The sequence below is a fragment of the Chryseobacterium sp. MYb264 genome, assembly GCF_035974275.1.
Classification (GTDB): domain Bacteria; phylum Bacteroidota; class Bacteroidia; order Flavobacteriales; family Weeksellaceae; genus Chryseobacterium.
In genome coordinates, this window is sequence record NZ_CP142422.1 from 2,689,633 (window position 1) to 2,710,207 (window position 20,575).

Here is a 20,575-nt window from a genome sequence, read left to right on the forward strand (position 1 = left end):
TTGCCCTTAAATATATAAAAACTTTCCCTCTGCACGCGAACAGAAAGTGGATAATGGAAAGGAAACCCTAAATAATCTAGAAAATGGCAATAAATTTTAAATAAATTGATCGGGAATCGAAATATTATTCTCCTTCATATAGTTTTTGAGTGCATTGTATTTATCTTCAAAATCATTTACACCACATCTATGTGAAATGCTGCATATATCTGAAGGTTTGATTTCGAGGATATTTGAGATTCTGGTTAAAATATCAAGGTTGATTTTTACTTTCGCGTTTTCGATATCAGAATATGCTTTTTGCGAAATTCCCATCTCAAAAGCCATATATTCCTGGGTAAAATCCTTATTTCTTCTGATTTTCCTAATATTTTGACTGCATACTTTCATTGTGTTTATTTTAGTAGTTTTCGGTATATTTTAGAAGGATATCTATTAGACTTACACAAAGTTAGTGAATACCTTTGGCAAAACATTATTACGCTACATGATATTTATTTTTAATTAAAATTCAAGTTTAAAAATTATTCAAAAACTTCTGTTTTAAAGGAAAATATTTCTTCGGTACAATACAATTGGAATTATGGAGACGCAACAATTTAATTATGACAATAACATTGTCAGAGCATTCCTCTATGCTACAATCGCATTTGGTTTGGTCGGTTTTTTACTCGGTCTTACCGCTGCACTGATGCTTTTTTATCCTGAACTTCCGGAATTTTTATTCGGAACGGATGATACGACAATTAAAAGTTTAGCATCCGGAAACATTCAGGGACTGATTAATACACAAGGAGCCTTAGGTTTCGGAAGGATCAGAATGTTGCATACGAGTGCGGTGATTTTTGCGTTTGTCTGTAATTCCTTTTTCTGTGGCGCATATTACAGCATGCAACGATTGCTGAAAACAAGAATGTACAGCGATACCCTATCATGGATCCACTTCTGGACATGGCAAATTATGATTATTTCTGTGGTGATTACCTTCTTAATGGGAATCAACACCTCAAAAGAATATGCGGAACATGAATGGCCGATTGATATTTTAATTACCGTTTCCTGGGTCATTTTCGGGATCAATATGTTCGGAACTATTGCAAAAAGAAGAGTAAGACATCTTTATGTTGCCATTTGGTTTTATATCGGAACGTGGCTCGCTGTGGCAATGCTTCATATTTTCAACAACCTTGAAGTGCCTTTATCATTCACAAGCTGGAAGTCTTATTCGGTATATGCAGGTGCGAAAGACGCCTTGGTACAATGGTGGTACGGTCACAATGCGGTAGCGTTTGTCTTGACAACTCCGGTTCTTGGTTTAATGTATTATTTTTTACCCAAAGCAGCCAACAGACCTGTATTTTCCTATAAATTATCAATCATTCACTTTTGGTCGCTGATCTTCGTTTACCTTTGGGCTGGTCCGCACCATTTACAATATACCGCACTTCCGGCTTGGGCACAGGCTGTAGGAACTGGTTTTTCTATCATGCTGATCGCCCCATCTTGGGGAGGAATGCTGAACGGACTTTTAACATTAAGAGGCGCCTGGGATAAAGTAAGAGAAAATCCAATTCTAAAATTCTTCGTAGTCGCTGTGACCTGTTACGGGATGGCAACTTTCGAAGGACCACTTTTAGCAACAAAATCATTAAATAAAATCGGGCATTACACCGACTGGGTAATTGGTCACGTACACTTGGGAGCTCTTGGCTGGAATGGTTTCATGGCATTCGGAGTGGTATATTATTTAATCCCTGTGATGTGGAGAACCGAACTTTGGTCTAAAAAATTAGCCAACTGGCATTTCTGGCTGGGAACTTTAGGAATTATGTTCTATGCCGTACCGATGTATATTTCAGGATTCACCCAAGGACTAATGTGGAAACAATTCAACCCGGACGGAACTTTATTATGGAAAAACTGGCTGGATACTGTAACCGCAATCATTCCATACTTTAAAATGAGATTTTTAGGAGGTATATTTTATCTTCTGGGTGCTATTTTAATGGTGGTGAATGTCTTTAAAACGATCAGACAAGGTTCATTCCAAAAAGATGTTCCTGCAGAAGCTCCGGCATTGGCAAACATCGGAACAGCAAGAAAAGAAGGCGAAGGCGTTCATCTTTGGCTGGAAAGAACTCCGAAATTATTAGCCATATTAGCATTCATTACTATTGCTATCGGAGGTATTGTGGAAATTATTCCGACCTTAACTTTAAAACAAAGTGTTCCGACCATTACCGCAGTAAAACCTTATTCACCTTTAGAATTGGAAGGAAGAGATTTATACATCAGAGAAGGCTGCAACTCTTGCCATTCGCAGATGATCCGACCGTTTCGTGATGAAATTGTAAGATTTGAAGGTAAAAATGGGCAATATTCTAAAGCTGGAGAATTCATTTACGACAGACCATTTTTATGGGGATCTAAAAGAACCGGACCCGATTTGCACAGAGAAGGCGGAAGAAACCCAGATTCATGGCACTTTAAACACATGTATAATCCAAGAATTACTTCTGCAGGATCTATTATGCCCCGTTTCCCTTGGTTGATTACCAATAAACTGGACAGAACACAAATGGTGAATAAAATGAAACTGATGAAAAACTACTTTGACGTTCCGTATTCCAAAGCAGAAATTGATTCCGCCAATGCATGGGCAGACAATCAGTCGAAAGCCATTGTAAAAAGAATCTATGCTGAAGCTACAGATGTAAAAGATCAGGTAGAAAAAGACAGAGCAGCAAAAGGAGCATCTTACGTTCCTCTGGAGCAAAGAGAAATTGTAGCAATGATCGCCTATCTGCAAAGGCTGGGAACAGATATTAAAACCACTCAGATTCAGACTGCAAGCGCTGATTAATTAAAATTGAATACAATGAAAACGAGAACCCCAATATCAGTCTACATCGCTGTAACGATAGGTTTAACCATTCTTGCCTTCGAAATGTTTGCACAGGATACCGCCTATTTTTCATCGCCCTTTTTCTGGGGACTGATTCTGATAACGATTATTCTTTTATTCATCATGAACTCCATCGGAGATCTGGTTGAAAATGAAAGTTTCAAAAAATTATCAGACGAAGAAAAAGCGAAATTTTTAGAAGAAAAAAATACGCCTTATTATCTGAAGCTTTGGAATTCTGCTTTCAAAAAACAGTCGGCGACAGAAGAAAAAGACATTCTGATCGATCATGGATTTGATGGAATTACAGAGCTTGACAATTCGCTTCCGAAATGGTGGATTGGTTTATTTTATTTCGGATGTATTTTCTGCGTGGTCTATCTTACGGCATTTGCCTTCACAGATTATGCCCATCCCGAAGCAGAATTAACGGTAGAAACAAAGAAAATGCTCGCTTCAATTGAAGATTATGAAAAAACAGCTCCACAAATCAATCTGGAATCTGCAAAATACAGTGCCGATAATATTGCGGAAGGTCAGGAACTGTTTAAAACCAATTGCGTAACCTGCCACGGAGACGGCGGCAAAGGAGGAATTGGACCAAACCTTACAGATACACATTGGATTAACATCAAAGAAAAAAGCCTTTTCAAAAATGTATTCTGGATGCTGGAAAACGGTTCGCCAAACAATCCAACTATGCGACCTTTCATTAAAGAAGGAACCATTACAGGAAGAGATGCCGAAAAAATTGCCGCTTATGTTTACCATATCAACCAGGAAACTGCTCCCATTACCCAAACTCAGGGTGGCGCGGCTCCACAGGGCGAAAAAGTAACGTGGGAAAACGGAAATAATTAAAAAATAAAAAAATTTATTACCTCATATATAAACCATGTAAAGTCCCCTTTTATCACTAACATTTTGAATTTTCATTTTTGCTAAACCTTTTCATACAACAGAAAATCAACACAAAAGGGGGCTTTTTTCAAAAACTACAAATCCGCGCCTTGGTTGTTTATATCAACTAATTCACTTGACTACTAACTAAACTAAATTCCATAATAGGCAGCCGAGGCAGGATTTTTGTATAAGAAAAGGGTACCATAACAATTATAATTAACATATTTTTCTCAAATGATTTATTATCTTTGTTTTAAACCCTCCCACATTTGAAACGAAAATTTAATACACGAAAATTCCTTAAGCGAACAGCAATCACCATTATTTCCATACTGGTTTTTCTCACCCTGCTCATCTTCAGTTTGAGGCTTCCGGTGGTTCAGAATTTCATCAAAGACAGGCTTGTCGTCTATCTCGAAAAGAAAATAAAAACAAAAGTAAGCTTAGAAAGGGTTTACATTGGGTTTCCAAACAGTCTTGTTATGGAAAATTTGTATTTAAAGGGACAGGATGTTGATACGCTTTTGGCAGTAAAAAAACTGGATGTTGGCTTGAATATGCTTAAACTTCTCAATTCCACAGCAGATATTACTTCGGTAGATCTTGAGGGAACGAGAGCCAATGTGGTAAGAAAACCAGACGGAAAATTCAATTTCGATTATATCATCAATGCTTTTGCTACAAGTGATAAAGAGGAAAGCCCGTCGAAACCATTCATTATTTCTTTAGATAAAATTAATTTAAAAGATATTGGCGTTACTTTCAACGATCAACAGTCTAAAAATGATATTAAACTTTACTTTAAATCTTTCGATACGAGGGTAAAAACATTCGATCTTACCAATAACAAATATGCTGTAAATGATATTAATCTTGACGGATTAAAGCTAAAACTGAAACAGGATATTGTAAAAGAAGTTTCTAAAAAAGTAGAGAAAAAGGTAGATTCTCTTAATAATCAAAAGCCGATGCAGATTGGTTTAAGAGGAGTAAAACTAACCAATTTCGACATCGATTACGGTGATGATAATACCAAAACTTTTGCTAAAGTTTTATTTAAAGAACTAAGCACGAAAGTCAATAAGCTGGATCTGGAAAATAACGCTTACAATATTGGGAATGTAGTACTTTCCGGGGCAGATGTTAATGCGAATCTTTACCTTCCGGCTCAGGATGCCAATCCGAAAGATAAAAAAGAGCCTGAAGTTTCAAAAGCTTCAGACAAAGAAAAAGCCATGCAGGTTCTTTTAGGAAAACTGGTTTTGAACGATGTAAAAGTAGTGTATAACAACACTGCAATTGCCCCAACAAAGCAAGGGATGGATTTCAACCATATGAATTTTTCTAAAATGAATGTTGAGGTTCGCAGTTTCAAAATGGAGAACAATACGTTTGCAGGAACGGTAAATTCTGCGGAAATTCAGGAAGCGCGAGGGCTTGATATTCAGAAATTCAACACCGATTTTGTGTATGCAGAAAAAGAGGCTTATTTGAAAGATCTTTACCTGCAAACGCCAAAAACATTGATTCGTGATGAGGTGATTTTAAATTATGAATCGATCGATCAATTAACATCCAATTTAGGTGCTGTAAAAATTTCAGCCAATATTAAGGATTCCAAAATAGGTTTCGCTGATATTTTGAATTTGGTTCCTACTTTGAAAAGTACCGTTCCATTTAATAAATATCCGAATGCTATTTTAAATGTAAACGCTAATGTAAAAGGAAGCGTAAATGATCTTTTGATTAATAATCTGAAAGTTTCAGGTTTGGATCAATTACGGGTTGCCGCTTCAGGACGCATCAAAAATGCGATGAATCCTGAGAATTTGTATTATGATCTGAGAATTGCAGAATTTTCATCATCGGCAAAAACGATCTTCAATTTAGTTCCGAAAAATACGATTCCGTCGAATATTTCTTTACCGTCTAATTTCAGCATCAAAGGAACTGCAAAAGGGACTACGAAAGTGGTTGATACAAATTTGAACCTCTACTCTACTCTCGGAAATGCCTCATTGATTGCTCAGGTCGACATGCGCAGAAAAAATCATGAATTGTATGATGTAAAAGCCAATCTTCAGGCAATACAAGTCGGGAAAATTATTCAGAATAAAGATATCGGATCTATTTCGGCTCAGATTTATGCGAAAGGTGAAAGTTTTGATTTCAAAAATGCTAAAGCAGATCTTAAAGGTCACGTGGCATCGGCGGTTTACAAAGGTTACCGTTATCAAAACATGAATCTTACAGGAAAAATAAACCGTGGCGCTTATAATATTTTGCTAGATTCTGAAGATCCGAACGCTAATGTAAAATTAACCGCTTCGGGCGTGTATGACGAAAAAAATCCTACCATTAAAGTAAATGGAGAAGTTATAAAACTTGATGTAAACAAATTAGGTTTTTATGAAAAACCAATGATTATCGCAGGTAAAATTGATGGTGATTTTACCAGCATCGATCCTGATCATTTAAACGGTTATTTAAATTTAAAAGATTTTGCTTTTTCAGATACCAAAGAAGTTTATCCGGTTCAGGAATTAAATTTAAAGGCATCTTCTACCAACGATTCAACGAAAATTGTTTTCAATTCTCAGGTTGCAGATGTAGAACTGGAAGGAAAATATAAATTAACTCAGATCTTTGGAGCATTATCGAATACGATCAATCAATATTATCAGTTTCAAAAGCCCGGAAAAACAGAGAAAATTACGGCAGGACAGTTTTTTACCTTTAATGCTAAAATTAAAAATGATGACATCATCAGAAAGTTTGTTCCGGATCTGAAAAGTTTTGAAACCATAAATATCACCGGAAACTACGACGCTGATTCACAAAAAATTGAAGTTGACGGACAAATTCCGCAATTGCTGTATGGTGAAAATACAATTGAAAATGCTTCATTAAAAATCACCAATGAAAATCAGGCTTTACAATATGCACTGAATGTTGCTGCACTGAAAAGTTCAAGTCTGGCATTAAATAAAGTAGGTATTAATGGAGATGTCGCAGATAATACCATCAATTATAATGTAACGACAAAAGATGAAAAAGATGTAACGCAGTTCCTGATCGCAGGTAATGCTAAATCGATGAACGATATTACAGAAATTTCATTGAACCCGAATGGTTTAAAATTAAATTATACAGATTGGACAGTAGGTGAAGGCAATAAAATTCAGATCAGCAGCAAAGGAATTTTAGCCGATAATTTCAGACTTTCGAATGGCGGAAGTGAAATTGCTTTGCAATCTGAAACTCAGACTCCAAATTCTCCTTTAAATGTTTCGTTGAAAGATTTTAAAATCGAAACGATTACCGAACTGATTAAAAAAGATACCGTCCTGGCAAGAGGAACCATTAACGGAACGGCTCAGCTGAGGGATTTAACCAAAAATATGACCTTTACGTCAGATTTAAAAATAGCAGATTTAATTGTTTATGGAAATCCTGTAGGAAATGTTGAAGCAAAAGTGAATAATGCCTCTGCTAATATCATCAACGCGGATGTTACGCTTTCCGGAAACGATAATGATGTGAAACTTCTGGGAGATTACAATACCTCTTCCAGCACATTTGATCTGAATATGGCGATCAACAAACTTCAGATGAAGAGTGTGCAAGGCTTCTCTATGAACGCCATTACCAATACGGAAGGTTATATTTCGGGAAATCTGAAAATTACGGGAAGTGCCGACAAGCCGAATATTTTAGGTAAGGTAAAATTCAATGAGGTAGGAATGGAAATTGCCAAAACAGGAAGTGATTTCAGAAAACTGAATGATGAGATCGATTTTACCAGCCGCGGAATTGAGTTTGATAATTTTAAAATTAACGATAAAGACGGAAATTCTCTGAAAATTAACGGTCAGGTTTTAACACAGACGTATAGAGATTTTGCGTTCAATCTTGATTTAAATGCTAAAGATTTTAAAGTAGTGAACTCGGAAAAATCTAATGATGCGATGATGTACGGCATTCTGGCAATTGATGCGGCTTTGCGTATCCGCGGAAATTTAGATTTACCAAAAGTAGATGGCAGACTGGCGGTTGCAGACAATACAGATTTCAGTTTTGTATTGCCACAATCCAGTCCTTCTTTAGAGGAGAGAGACGGAATTGTAGAGTTTATCGATCAGGATCAGGTGGTTTTAAATAAGACGGTAAAAGCAGATTCATTAAATGCTCAAAGCCGCATCAAAGGAATGGACGTGAGTGTCAATATTGAAGTGAGCAAGGAAGCAAAAATGTCGATTATTATTGATAAAGCCAATGGTGATTTTGTAAAACTACAGGGCGAAGCGGAACTGACAGGTGGCGTTGATCCATCCGGAAAAACAACTTTAGTCGGGGTATATGAAGTAGAAAAAGGCTCATATGAAATGTCTGTCAGTCTGCTGAAGCGTAAATTTGATATCCAGAAAGGAAGCACCATTACATGGACAGGAGAGCCGACAACGGCAACACTGGATATTACCGCCGTTTATACCACCGAGACAGCACCACTCGACCTCGTGGAGCAACAGGTAACCGACCAGACGACCATTAACCAGTTTAAACAGAGAATTCCTTTCAACACATTACTGATGATGAAAGGCGAATTGCTGAAACCGGTCATTACCTTTGATATTACAACAGATAAGAAAAATAACTCTGTGTCTTCAGCGGTCACCGATTTGGTTGATCAGAAACTTTCGCAGCTGAGAACTCAGGAATCTGAAATGAACAAACAGGTGTTTGCTTTGTTATTACTAGGAAGATTTATCGGTGAAAATCCGTTTGAATCCAGCGCGGGAATGTCCGGCGAAATGATGGCGAGACAGAGTGTGAGTAAACTTCTTTCTCAGCAGCTGAATAATTTAGCTTCAGGACTAATCAAAGGTGTGGATCTTAATTTTGGATTAGATTCTTCCGAAGATTATTCCACAGGGCAAAAAAATACAAGAACAGATCTGAATGTAGACATCAGTAAAAAACTACTGAATGATCGTCTGAAAGTAACGGTGGGAAGTAATTTCGGATTGGAAGGTGAAGCCCGACAAAATGAAAATATGACTAATATTGCGGGAGATGTAACGGTAGATTACAGTCTTTCCAAAGACGGAAGATATATGCTGCGTGCGTACCGTAAGAATGAATATCAGGTGGCTCTTCAGGGACAGATCGTGGAAACGGGACTTGGATTTATCATCACATTGGATTACGATAAATTCCGTGAGATTTTCCAAAAAGCGAGAAACAGAAAACAGAGAGAAACAAAAGAGAATAAGAAAAACCAAGTGGTAGAATTTAAATAATGAATACGAAGTTCCAAACCTATTTTAAATATTTGTTCGCATCCGGAATGGCTTCGGCAACGCTTTCGTGCAGCAATGTAAAATACCTGAAAGAAGGGCAAATGCTTTACACGGGCGCAGAAGTGAAGATCGACAATGATACGATTCCGAAGAAACAAAAAAGCGAACTGAAGTCTGCCCTGGAAGACAAGCTGGTTCCTAAGCCCAATTCTACATTGTTAGGATTAAGACCTAAACTGTATTTCTATAATATTGCCAAAGAGCCTAAAAAAGAAAAAGGGTTCAACTACTGGTTAAAGTACAAAATGGGAGAAAAGCCCGTTTTACTGGGCGATGTAGATCGTGAATTTAATAAAGATCTTATCGTAAATTATTCTGAAAACAAAGGATATTTTAATGCAAAAGCAACCTACGATACTGTTTCAAAAAATAAAAAAGCCCAGGTAATTTATACGTTGAGACCTGGCGCACAATATCTGATCAGTGATGTTAAATTTCAGAAAGATTCTACATTAATCAATCAGGAAATCCAAAAAATTTCTGACAGATCATTGCTAAAAAAGGGGAATTCTTTTGATCTTGATGTGATAAAATCTGAGAGAGACCGGATTGATAACAGTCTGAAAGAAAGAGGTTTTTATTATTTCCATCCGGATAATATTATTGTTCAGGCAGACAGTACAGTGAGTAAAAACCATAAGGTGGAGCTGAATGTAAAACTGAAAGAGGACACTCCGGATCTGGCGACTCAACAGTTCAGTATCAATAAGGTGGTTGTTTTTCCGGATTATACGATTCAGGATGTAAAAGACGGAAAATATTCCGTTCCGATGAACTCTGATTCACTGTCCCATTATCAGTATGATCATATTCATGTGATTGATCCCAGACATAAATTTAAACCTAAAGTTTTTGACCGGGCTTTATATTTTAAAGAAGGTGATATTTACAACCGTACCAATCACAACCTTTCCCTGAACAGACTGATTAGTCTGGGTGTTTTTAAGTTCGTGAAAAATGAATTTGTGGTTTCAGATTCTTTACGTCATAAATTCGATGCGTATTATCTCTTAACTCCAAGAGAAATTCAGTCGTTACGTTTGGAAGCCCTGGGGAGAACCAACTCCGCAAACTACGCCGGGAGTGAAGTAAACCTCAACTGGACCCACAGAAACTTCTTTAAAGGGGCAGAACAATTTAAGGCTGCTGTTTACGGAGCTTTTGATATCCAGATGGGAGGTCCTGAAGATGCAAAAAATATTTTCAGAGCCGGAACCAATGTTCAGCTTTCTATACCAAGGATCGTAGCGCCATTCCGCTTTAATTCCTCCAGTGCTTTTGTTCCGCGAACAAATATTTCTCTGGGGTACGAGTTTCAAAACCGTACAGAATATTATACCCTGAACACCTTTACGGGATCCTTCGGGTATTTATGGAAAGAAAATGCACGAAAAGAACATGAACTGAAAGTATTTGATGTCACCCTTGTTTCTCCGGCAAAGGTAACCCCTCTTTACGATTCTATCTCTAAAAAGAGTGATGCCATGAGAAGAGTGGTAGAAAAACAGCTGATTTTCGGACCTACTTATTCTTACACCTATACCAACACCATGCTGAATAAGCCCACGACTTTCTATTATAAAGGAATACTGGATTTAGCGGGAACTGTTACCGGTCTTGCTTCCGGTGCGGATGTAAAAAAAGGTAAAGAGAGAAAACTTTTCGGAATCCCGTTCAGCCAGTACGCAAAAATTGAGAATGATGTAAGGATGTACCATAAATTTACAGAAAAAACCTCTCTTGCCACGCGATTTATTGCGGGAGTGGCCTATCCATACGGGAACTCTGAACATATTCCTTTTATAAAGCAGTTTTTTTCGGGAGGGAGTAACAGTATCAGAGCATTCCGAGCCAGAACCCTGGGCCCTGGAAGTTTTGATCCGAGAACTGCTGAAGCAGGATCTTTTTTTGACCAGTCCGGAGATGTTAAGCTTGAATTAAATGCAGAATATCGTGCTAACCTATATAAATTTTTAAACGTTGCCTTATTTGCTGATGCGGGAAATATCTGGTTAATTAATGATGATCCTCAAAGACCCGGAGCAAAATTTTCAAAAGATTTTTTAAACGAAGTTGCCGTGGGCGCAGGGTTTGGTCTGAGACTTGATTTCTCTATTCTGATATTAAGATTAGATCTGGCAATGCCTTTGAGGGTTCCCTATTATGAAAAAGGCAACAGATGGACCTTTGACAGAATTAATTTCGGGGACTCCAATTGGAGAAAAGATAATCTTATTTTAAATATAGCAATCGGATATCCTTTCTAATATGGTACAAAATATAAAATTTTTCTGGGAAGCTTTAAAAGAAACATTTTCTGAGTGGAATAGCTCTTCTGCATCTAAGGATTCAGCGAGTCTGGCTTATTATGCTATTTTCTCCATTCCGGGGCTGCTGATTATCATCATTTGGATCGCTGGTTATTTTTTCGGAGAAGAAGCTATTCGTGGGCAAATCAGTTCGCAAATCAGTGAATTTATGGGGCCTGAAGCTTCCAAAAGTGTAGAAAGCATGATCGCCGGCGCTTTAATCGATAAGAAAAATTTTATTATGAAAGCAGTGGGAGTAGGTTCTCTGGTTTTTGGTTCCACGACTCTCTTTTTTCAGCTTCAGCAGTCACTTAACAGTCTCTGGGATGTGCAGTCTGCTCCCAAGAAGGCATTGATAAAATTTCTTTTAGACCGTGCCAACTCATTAGGAATGATCTTAATATTGGGGTTTTTACTGATGATTACGATGGTTTTATCCTCACTCATTAGCGTTTTCAATACCCTCATCACTAAATATTTTGGGTTTGAAACCTATATGTTGGTTGAACTGGTTAATTTTGGGGTAGGATTTGGATTTATCATGCTCCTTTTTGCCCTGATGTTTAAAGTGCTTCCCGATGTACAGATCAGCTGGAAACCTGTTTGGAGAGGAGCCCTTCTAACGGCAGTACTGTTTACGTTAGGAAAGTTTTTATTAAGCCTTTACTTCAGTAAAGCAAATCCTACTTCTGCATTCGGAACTGCCGGGACGGTAATTCTGATCATGATGTGGATCAATTATTCCTGTATGCTTGTATTTTTCGGTGCAGAATTCACAAAGGTTTATGCCTATAAAAGAGGATTTAAGATTACCCCTTCAAAACATGCCAAATGGAGTAATGCAAAGCTTTATGAAGACAGCCATTCTCATAAAACAGAGGTAGAATCGTAAATAACATACGGTCGAAACAAGAACCGCATATTTGAAGTTTCAGCCAATATATATTTTTTTTAACACAGAATTTAGTAAAAATACCTTTTACCTGGGTTTGATTAATAAAATATGCTACCAGATCGATAGGGACGGGATTGAGCCCACCTAAAAAAGATGAGACTACCAGAGGCTTTATCCGAAATTTATACCATTTTATCTTTGAAATTCCCATTACATTATTCAACTCCTGCGGGATTATAACATCATTAAACACTTGTTCATCTGGTTTCAACCGACGCTACTGATATTTAACCCTTTTGGGATTTTTAAGGTAAATTCAAAAAGAAAACAGTATCAGGTTTTTACTTTTTACTTTAACATACATTTCAGTAATAAACAAATCCTGCCCGAATCGGACAGGATTTCCCCTTATTATAAAAAAATAACCAATTCTATGGTTCTTTATGATCTACCGGTGTATGAATAATATCATAGTACGTGGATGGATCTCCTGCATTAGGAGTAATTCTGTAAGTAAAATCACCGTTATTCATCACGAGGATATCTACCACTCTAGTCCAAAGTTCATTTCCGTTTCCATCCAATGCAGTAATGGTACGTGTTTTACCGTCTGCAGAAATTGACCATCTTCCGCTGGATCTCAATACATCATCCAGTCCGAAAATAGAATACGTTCCGTTGGCTCTGAAATAAGAGTATCCCACAAGCCCTGCTACATTCGGGTTATCAAGCGCTACTGCATTACCGTCTTTATCTTTAGCTCCCGTTGTTTCCCAAGGTGTTGAAGCGAGGATCAGCTGACCGTTTGCCGGTTCAGCATGAGAGGTCTTTGTATGGATAATATCAAAATATACGGACGGATCCTGAGCATCTGTATGAATTCTGTAGGTGAATACGTTTTTGTTCAGCTCAAGAATTTCAACGTCACGAGAAAAAAATGCAGTTCCGTCAGGTCTTAATGAAGTGATAGATCTGGTTTTTCCTAATGGATCAACAGACCAGGTTCCTAATGATCTGATGACATCATTAAGACCGTAAATCACAAAATTACCATCTGCTTTAAAATAAGCAAATCCTACAAATCCGTTAACGCGGGCATCGTTAAGATCTACATCTTTGCCCTGATTGTCTTTGGCACCGGTCGTTTCCCAAGGTGTTGATGACAGAACCTGAGAGGGCGTCAGTTGTTCTTCAGCAATTGGGTTGTTGTCATCATTGGAACAAGATACAAGTGGTGTTGCCAAGGCAAAAGCAGCCACCAGGTAACAAACTTTTTTTAGTGTAATCATAATTTAAATTTTTTATCAGTACAAACATATCCCATTCTGATCATAAATCATTGTAGATCCTATTCCTTTTTTTGTAAAAAATATAACTTTTTGAAAGATACTGTCACTACAACTCTAAGTATTTCCATCAATTTTTCACGATTTCATATCATAAAAAAAACCTTTCAGAAGTTCTGAAAGGTTCTCTATGCATACGTTTTCCCTTGCAATTTTAAACTGAGATTTAATCTCATATCAGGTTTACTACATTCTGTTGACAGTCTGTATTCCCAATAGACTTAAGGCCTTTTTAATGGTCTTCGCAGTTAATTCCGATAGATTTAAACGGAATTGTGTGATATTTTTATCTTCCTGATTCAGAATTGGACTGCTCTGATAGAACGAGTTGTAAGATTTCACCAAATCATAAACATAATTGGCTACCAAAGCCGGGCTCAAAGCTTCTGCCGCTCTTGCAACAACAACTTTAAAGTTGGCCAACTGCATAATCAATTCTTTCTCAGACTGACTTAATTCAATAGCCGCAACTTCTGTAAATTCAAATTGAGCTTTCGTTAATAAAGACTGAATACGTGCATAAGTATATTGAATGAAAGGTCCTGTATTTCCGTTAAAATCAATACTTTCTTCAGGATTGAACAGCATTTTTTTCTTTGGATCAACCTTTAACATGAAATATTTTAAGGCACCCATTCCTACACTTTCGTAGTTATCATTCTTTTCTTCTTCGGTAAAGTTTTCTAATTTACCAAGCTCTTCAGATTTAGATTTAGCAATATCATGCATTTCCTGCATCAATTCGTCTGCATCTACTACCGTTCCTTCACGAGATTTCATTTTTCCGTTCGGAAGTTCTACCATTCCGTATGATAAGTGATACAACTGATCTGCCCAAGAATAGCCTAACTTCGCCAATACTTTAAATAAAACCTGGAAATGATAATCTTGCTCGTTTCCAACGGTATAAATTAACTTTTGGATGTTATTTTGTTTAAAACGTTCTACAGCCGTACCCAAATCCTGAGTCATATATACCGAAGTACCGTCTGAACGTAATAATAATTTCTGATCCAGACCTTCATTTGTCAGGTCGCACCAAACAGAGCCGTCTTCTTTCTGATACAAAACACCTTTATCTAAACCTTCCTGAATAAGATCTTTTCCTAAAATATACGTATTGCTTTCGTACTGAACCTGATCGAAATCTACTCCTAATCTTTTATATGTTTCGTTGAAACCTTTATAAACCCAAGTGTTCATTTCGTTCCAAAGATTTCTTACTTTTTCGTCTCCATTTTCCCAGTCTAAAAGCATTTGCTGAGCTTCCTTCATTAAAGGAGCTTCTTTTTTAGCCTGATCTTCAGAGATACCCTGCTCAACCAATTCAGCAATTTGCGTTTTATATTCCTGATCGAATTTCACATAGTAATTTCCAACAAACTTATCTCCTTTTGTTTGAGTAGCTTCCGGAGTTTCACCTTTCCCGAATTTTTCCCAAGCCAACATCGATTTACAGATATGAATACCTCTATCATTAATGATTTGAGATTTAATAACATCATATCCTGCCTCTTTCAAAATCTGAGAAACAGAAAAACCTAATAGGTTATTTCTAACATGCCCTAAGTGAAGGGGTTTGTTGGTATTTGGAGAAGAATATTCTACCATAACTGTAGAATTTTTCTTTTCTATATTTTCAAAATCATTATTTACAGACTTAAATTGATCTACAAAAAACTGATTTTTAACTTTAACATTAAGAAAACCTTTCACTACATTAAAGCTGTCAAATAATTCGGTTTGCTCCGTTAAAGCTTCTCCCAATTCTACTCCAATACTTTCAGGATTTTTCTTCAGTTGCTTCACCAAAGGAAAAGTAACGATGGTAAAATCTCCCTCGAATTCTGTTTTATTTTCTTGAATTTCCAAAGCAATGTCCTTCAATTGAAAGACATTTAAGATTACTTCAGAAAGTTTTTCTTCTATTATATTTTTAATATTCATCTTCTATAATTACGCGTGTACAAATTTAATAAAAAAAAGACTTCATTTCTGAAGTCTTTTTCTACTAAGGAAGGCAATTAAAATCCCACGCTGAACAATATCTCTTGATAGGATCCCAATCAATACAGCAAGGTGGAGCAGCACCTCCCTGAACTTTTTTAAGCTCTACAGCGCTTAGTTTTTTTAGATTTTTCATATTAAAATATTTTAGTAACCTAATTTAGCAAAAAATATATATTCAATACTAAATATTTTCAAAATAAAAAACCGCCCGAAGGCGGTTTTCATGTGAATGTTAAAATATTAAAATTTGTTCTATCATTTTTAGAACTTATCCCAGAATAATCTTGTCTGTTGCTCATCACCACCAATAGCTGATGAAGCCTGAGCCTGGTTAGCCCCATTTAAATTAACCTCTCGAACTGGATAAGTAAATCTTTTAGGAACCGGAGTTTGTGTTGACACAGGCAGTTTAAGAGCTGGTGCATCATACATTCTCCATACATTCCATGCATCTATTCCTCTATTATACATGGCAATCCAGAATTGTTTTCCTATTTTCTCTTTCCAGGTACCCGCCGCAGTACTGTATACAACATCAGGTCTGGCTAAGTATGTTGCAATATCTGCAGACGCTAATCCCCAATATTCCATATTTGCCGTAATGGCCTGTGTATAATATGCAGACGCTGTCAAAGGAACGTTATAACCTCTTTCCTTTGCTTCAGCCAATAAAAATGAAATTTCAGAATAATCTAACAAATCTCCTTTTAAAGTAGGCGTGAAAAATACTACACCGATATGGGTATATGCCGAATAATTATTAAAATCGCCATACACTCCACCTACATACGGAGTTTTATTATTATCCAAAAATACTGTTCTTCTTGGATCATCTAATCCATTTAAATAATCAACAAAAGTATCAGAAGGTACAAAATCCTGTCTTCCACTAAGAACTAAATCTGAATATAAAGGATTGGCATTTGCAGTACTATTTTCATAACTTAATACAAAATTATCCACATTAGAAGAAATCAATCCTTTATTAACCGCATCTTCTGCTTCAGTCTTTGACAGAGCTGGATCTACGTCTGCCAGTCTCATAGCTAATCGAAATTTAATTGAAGCCGCTAATTTTTTCCATTTTGAAATATTGTTTCCGTATACAAAATCGGTTTCAAAACCTTTATTGGCAGTATCAAAATTATTATAAGCTACTGTAATTTTTTGTAACAGATCCTTATAAATAGTAAAAGCATCATCGTATGCTGGAGTCGTATTCGCAGTTCCTTGAAGTGCCTGAGAATAAGGAATATTTCCAAAGGTATCTACCAATTGTTGCCATGCTAATACTTCAATAACCGAAATCATTGCTTCCTGATTACTTTTTTGGCCAGCAACTAAAGAAGGATCTGCATTAACATATTCCTTTGCTTTTTTTAAATCATAAAGAACATTGGTGTAAAGATTATTCCAGTAAGTATCCGGAATACTTCTACTTCTGATATTATAATTCGTTTCAGTTACATACTGACATTCAGTCCAATGTTGAGCTACTAATCTGAAAATATTGTTATTTACACTTGTAGACCCCATTTGATCAAATAAACTTTTAACACCTCCGGTAAAAAGGAAGCTACCTGGTACCTCCGAAGGGGTTTTAGGGTCTATGTTTAAGTTTGCATAATCATCATTTGAACAAGAAGCCAAAGAAAGAGCTGCAAATACTACTAATATCTTTTTCATTTTTAATTAAATTTTAAAATTCTACTTTAATACTTGCACCAATTTCTCTAAAAGCTGGGTGAGCACCGCTTTGGAACCCAATTGTATTACCTGCTGATAATCCTGCTTCAGGATCTGTATATGGTGTATTTTTATGAATAATCCATAGGTTTCTTCCAATTAAAGATAAAGTCATGCTATCAATGAATGAATTACCGAATGTTTCTTTTGGAAGTCTGTACGAAATAGTAACATTTCGTAATTTAACAAAGGATCCGTCATAAACATGCATTTTTTCAGGTGCCTCAGTACCACCACTACCTCCAGCATATCCATAAGGATTCGTAGAATCAGAAAAATCTGAGCGAATATCATTTGGAGTTCCATCAGCCTTAACACCTGGAAGTATAATACCTCCGCCGTTTGCTAATGAATTTCTAATAGGATTACCTAGATCATTTAAACCTGCGGTTTCTTCATACAAACCAGTTGACAGTCCGTAGGCCATATCTCTAGAGTACACATCCCCACCATGTTTTACATCAATAAGAAAACTTAAGCTAAGGTTTTTATACGTAATGGTATTTAATAGACCTCCACGCCATTTAGCTACTGCATCACCAATAACTGCGTTAGATTGTTCACCTTGTAAATATTTACCATCACTACCTACAACTCTTTGCCCATTTAAATACACAAAATCGTAACCTCTAATTGTTCCGGTAGATTCTCCTAATTGTGCACCTGTAGTAACATTCCACATGGATCCAGATTGTAAATATTGAATATCTCCATTGATTTTTGTAACCGTATTCTTGTTTTTAGACCAGTTTGCTGTCATTTCCCATTTAAAATCCTGAGATTTAACCGGAACTACTGTTAATCTAGCTTCAATACCTTTGTTTTCAATATCACCTGAATTCATCCAAGCTCGGGTAAACCCAGACCCAGAAGATACATCTGCAGCAGTAATTAAATCTCTTGTTTTTGATTTATAAACAGATACATCAAAACTCAATCTATTCTTAAGAAAGCTCATTTCTAAACCAGCTTCAATTTCTCTCATTCTTTCCGGCTTCAAATTGTTATTCGCCGTCGTTTGGGGATTTGAAGCACTATAAGAACCATTGAAAGCTGCATTTAATGTGTATGTATTTAATAATTGATAAGGATCTGTATCATTTCCTACTTCCGCATAGTTTAACCTTAGTTTACCAAAATTAATAACCTTTTTACTCTTTAATAATTCTGAAAATACAAAACTTCCTGAAGCTGAATAATACCAATATCTGTTATTACTCGTTGGTAAAGCAGATGAACGGTCTGTTCTGATAGACCCATCCACAAATAACATATTTTTATATCCTAAACTCCCTTGCGCATAGAAACCATCGACTTTTTTATTGATATCAAAATCAGTTATATTAGCTTCTGTAAGAGGTTGGGCAGTATTAGTAATCGAATATAATCCAGGAATTTTCAAACCACCATTAGTAACCGCACTATTTCCATATCTGCTGTTTGTTCTTAAATTCCAGCCTAAACTACCTGTTAAATTAAAATCAGAACCAAAATCCTTATTGACATTTAACATTAAATCATAATTATTTTCAGTCACTTTATGATTTAAAAAATAATACTCGCCTTTTCCTCCGTGTGCTAATCTCCCCTGCTCACTTGAAGATCCCATAGCAACCCTTTCTTCTCTTAACTCATCAAAGGTATCAAATGTATATCTAGCCATTGCACTTAGCCAGCTGGTAAGCTTGTAATTTAAACCAAAGTTTCCAAAATAGCGATTTCTCGTATCAGTCTGATAATTTTGATACCTGTTAAAATAATAATTATCAGAATAACCTATAGCTTGCGTTTGATAATCCTTTATATTCCAAGTCATATTTTGACCTGTAAGATTATAAGCCTCTCTCTGCTTATCCATGTCAACAGACATATTCCACCATTGTCTGAAGGATTGCATCGGATTTCTTGAATCGTAGCCTGTTAAAACTCTACCTTTTCCTCTTGTGTTAACATATGAGATATTACCAAACGCACTTAATTTCTCTGTAAAATTATAATCAGCTGAAAAGTCGAGCGTATTTTTCGTTATATTGCTGTTATCAAGAGCTCCTTCTTGTAAAAAGTTAGTATAACCAAATCTGTATTTTCCTTTTTCATTTCCTGCTGAAAACGCTACTGAATTCTGGTAGGTAGTAGCTGTTCCCCAAATTGAATTTGGATCTTTACCTGCTACAAATGCTGTTGGTTTTAAGTAGCCTGGCAATTGAGGATACTGGGAATCCCAGTTATAAACCATTAAGTTTGGGTCAAATGGTGACCCAAAAGATGCGTCATCATAGGTGTAAATAATATTATCCGGAATACCATCACCATTAATGTCATTATTTCCCGGATAGAAGGATGTTCCTGAATATCCACCCCCATATTGTTTCTGATACTTAGGGAGAGTAGATTTATCAACGAAACCTAATGTTGTAGAACTGTTGAATTCAACACCAATCTTTCTACTTTTTTTACCCTTTTTCGTGGTAATCATGATAACACCATTCATACCTCTTGAACCGTATAATGCAGATGCAGCCGCCCCCTTAAGTACGTTTACACTCTCAATATCATTTGGATTGACATCAGCCATACCGTTCGAGTAGTCATATGCTCCGACTCCTGAGCCAATATTAGCCTGGTTAAAAGTATCATTATTTATTGGGGTACCATCCACAACCACTAGAGCCTGGTTACTTCCAACAAAAGATTTTGTACCTCTTATAACCATATTTGCTGAGCCCCCCATCGTTCCGGATTGAGTAATATTCAACCCCGCTACCTGTCCCGCCAAAGCGTCTGTTACATTGGCAACCGGAACATTTGAAAGCTGATCTCCTTTTACTTCTGTTGTAGAATATCCAAGAGACTTCTTCTCTCTTTTAATTCCAAGGGCAGTGACTACCACGCCTTCAATTTCCTGAGTTCTTACTGTGTCACTCTTCTTTTGCTGAGCATTAGCAACAGCTAAAGATGAAGATAACACCAGCGCAAGAACACCAGCAGTTAGTTTCTTCATAATCAAATTATTTTTGTACCGTACAAATTTGTAAAACTTTCTTAAGAAAACAAAATGAAAACTTAAAAAAATATTATTTTAATCATAACATTTAAATTAT

11 protein-coding genes are annotated in these 20,575 nt (G+C 36.5%); 5 read left to right on the forward strand and 6 right to left on the reverse strand.

The window, feature by feature from the left end; all coding sequences use genetic code 11:
- Positions 1-96 precede the first annotated feature (96 nt).
- Positions 97-390, reverse strand: coding sequence for a helix-turn-helix domain-containing protein (locus VUJ46_RS11525; RefSeq protein ID WP_326980938.1), 294 nt, complete (start codon positions 388-390; stop codon positions 97-99).
- A 193-nt stretch (positions 391-583) separates the two neighbouring features.
- Between VUJ46_RS11525 and ccoN the strand changes: the two genes are divergently transcribed.
- From ccoN to VUJ46_RS11550, 5 genes are all read left to right on the forward strand, one after another.
- Positions 584-2,863, forward strand: a complete 2,280-nt coding sequence (ccoN, locus tag VUJ46_RS11530) for a cytochrome-c oxidase, cbb3-type subunit I (protein ID WP_326980939.1) — start codon at positions 584-586, stop codon at positions 2,861-2,863.
- Positions 2,864-2,878: 15 nt separating this feature from the next.
- Entirely contained in the window at positions 2,879-3,766 is an 888-nt protein-coding gene (locus VUJ46_RS11535) for a cbb3-type cytochrome c oxidase N-terminal domain-containing protein (RefSeq protein WP_326980940.1), read from the forward strand.
- A gap of 311 nt (positions 3,767-4,077) precedes the next feature.
- Positions 4,078-9,108, forward strand: a complete 5,031-nt coding sequence (locus VUJ46_RS11540; protein WP_326980941.1) for a translocation/assembly module TamB domain-containing protein — start codon at positions 4,078-4,080, stop codon at positions 9,106-9,108.
- Positions 9,108-11,435 (forward strand): translocation and assembly module lipoprotein TamL, encoded by a 2,328-nt coding sequence (gene tamL, locus VUJ46_RS11545; protein ID WP_326980942.1) that lies wholly within the window; start codon positions 9,108-9,110, stop codon positions 11,433-11,435. The genes VUJ46_RS11540 and tamL overlap by 1 nt, the downstream gene beginning before the upstream one ends.
- A gap of 1 nt (position 11,436) precedes the next feature.
- Positions 11,437-12,369 carry a YihY/virulence factor BrkB family protein gene (locus tag VUJ46_RS11550; protein ID WP_326980943.1) on the forward strand — a complete coding sequence of 311 codons (933 nt, stop codon included), beginning with the start codon at positions 11,437-11,439 and terminating at the stop codon, positions 12,367-12,369.
- 434 nt (positions 12,370-12,803) lie between these two features.
- On the opposite strand, the gene VUJ46_RS11555 is transcribed toward VUJ46_RS11550, so the two are convergent.
- From VUJ46_RS11555 to VUJ46_RS11575, 5 genes are all read right to left on the reverse strand, one after another.
- On the reverse strand, positions 12,804-13,661 hold the full coding sequence (locus VUJ46_RS11555) for a DUF4822 domain-containing protein (protein ID WP_326980944.1): 858 nt from the start codon (positions 13,659-13,661) through the stop codon (positions 12,804-12,806).
- A gap of 243 nt (positions 13,662-13,904) precedes the next feature.
- Entirely contained in the window at positions 13,905-15,665 is a 1,761-nt protein-coding gene (argS, locus tag VUJ46_RS11560) for an arginine--tRNA ligase (RefSeq protein WP_326980945.1), read from the reverse strand.
- Between the two features lie 64 nt (positions 15,666-15,729).
- Entirely contained in the window at positions 15,730-15,861 is a 132-nt protein-coding gene (locus VUJ46_RS11565) for a bacteriocin-like protein (protein ID WP_326980946.1), read from the reverse strand.
- A gap of 128 nt (positions 15,862-15,989) precedes the next feature.
- On the reverse strand, positions 15,990-17,414 hold the full coding sequence (locus VUJ46_RS11570) for a SusD/RagB family nutrient-binding outer membrane lipoprotein (RefSeq protein ID WP_326980947.1): 1,425 nt from the start codon (positions 17,412-17,414) through the stop codon (positions 15,990-15,992).
- Between the two features lie 13 nt (positions 17,415-17,427).
- Positions 17,428-20,475 (reverse strand): SusC/RagA family TonB-linked outer membrane protein, encoded by a 3,048-nt coding sequence (locus VUJ46_RS11575; protein ID WP_326980948.1) that lies wholly within the window; start codon positions 20,473-20,475, stop codon positions 17,428-17,430.
- Positions 20,476-20,575 lie beyond the last annotated feature (100 nt).

Excerpts from the sequence above, each read along its gene's own strand:
- VUJ46_RS11525 (WP_326980938.1), bottom strand. The coding sequence starts at position 390 with ATGAAAGTATGCAGTCAAAATATTAGGAAAATCAGAAGAAATAAGGAT.
- ccoN (WP_326980939.1), top strand. The coding sequence starts at position 584 with ATGGAGACGCAACAATTTAATTATGACAATAACATTGTCAGAGCATTC.
- VUJ46_RS11535 (WP_326980940.1), top strand. The coding sequence starts at position 2,879 with ATGAAAACGAGAACCCCAATATCAGTCTACATCGCTGTAACGATAGGT.
- tamL (WP_326980942.1), top strand. The coding sequence starts at position 9,108 with ATGAATACGAAGTTCCAAACCTATTTTAAATATTTGTTCGCATCCGGA.
- VUJ46_RS11550 (WP_326980943.1), top strand. The coding sequence starts at position 11,437 with ATGGTACAAAATATAAAATTTTTCTGGGAAGCTTTAAAAGAAACATTT.
- VUJ46_RS11555 (WP_326980944.1), bottom strand. The coding sequence starts at position 13,661 with ATGATTACACTAAAAAAAGTTTGTTACCTGGTGGCTGCTTTTGCCTTG.
- argS (WP_326980945.1), bottom strand. The coding sequence starts at position 15,665 with ATGAATATTAAAAATATAATAGAAGAAAAACTTTCTGAAGTAATCTTA.
- VUJ46_RS11565 (WP_326980946.1), bottom strand. The coding sequence starts at position 15,861 with ATGAAAAATCTAAAAAAACTAAGCGCTGTAGAGCTTAAAAAAGTTCAG.
- VUJ46_RS11570 (WP_326980947.1), bottom strand. The coding sequence starts at position 17,414 with ATGAAAAAGATATTAGTAGTATTTGCAGCTCTTTCTTTGGCTTCTTGT.
- VUJ46_RS11575 (WP_326980948.1), bottom strand. The coding sequence starts at position 20,475 with ATGAAGAAACTAACTGCTGGTGTTCTTGCGCTGGTGTTATCTTCATCT.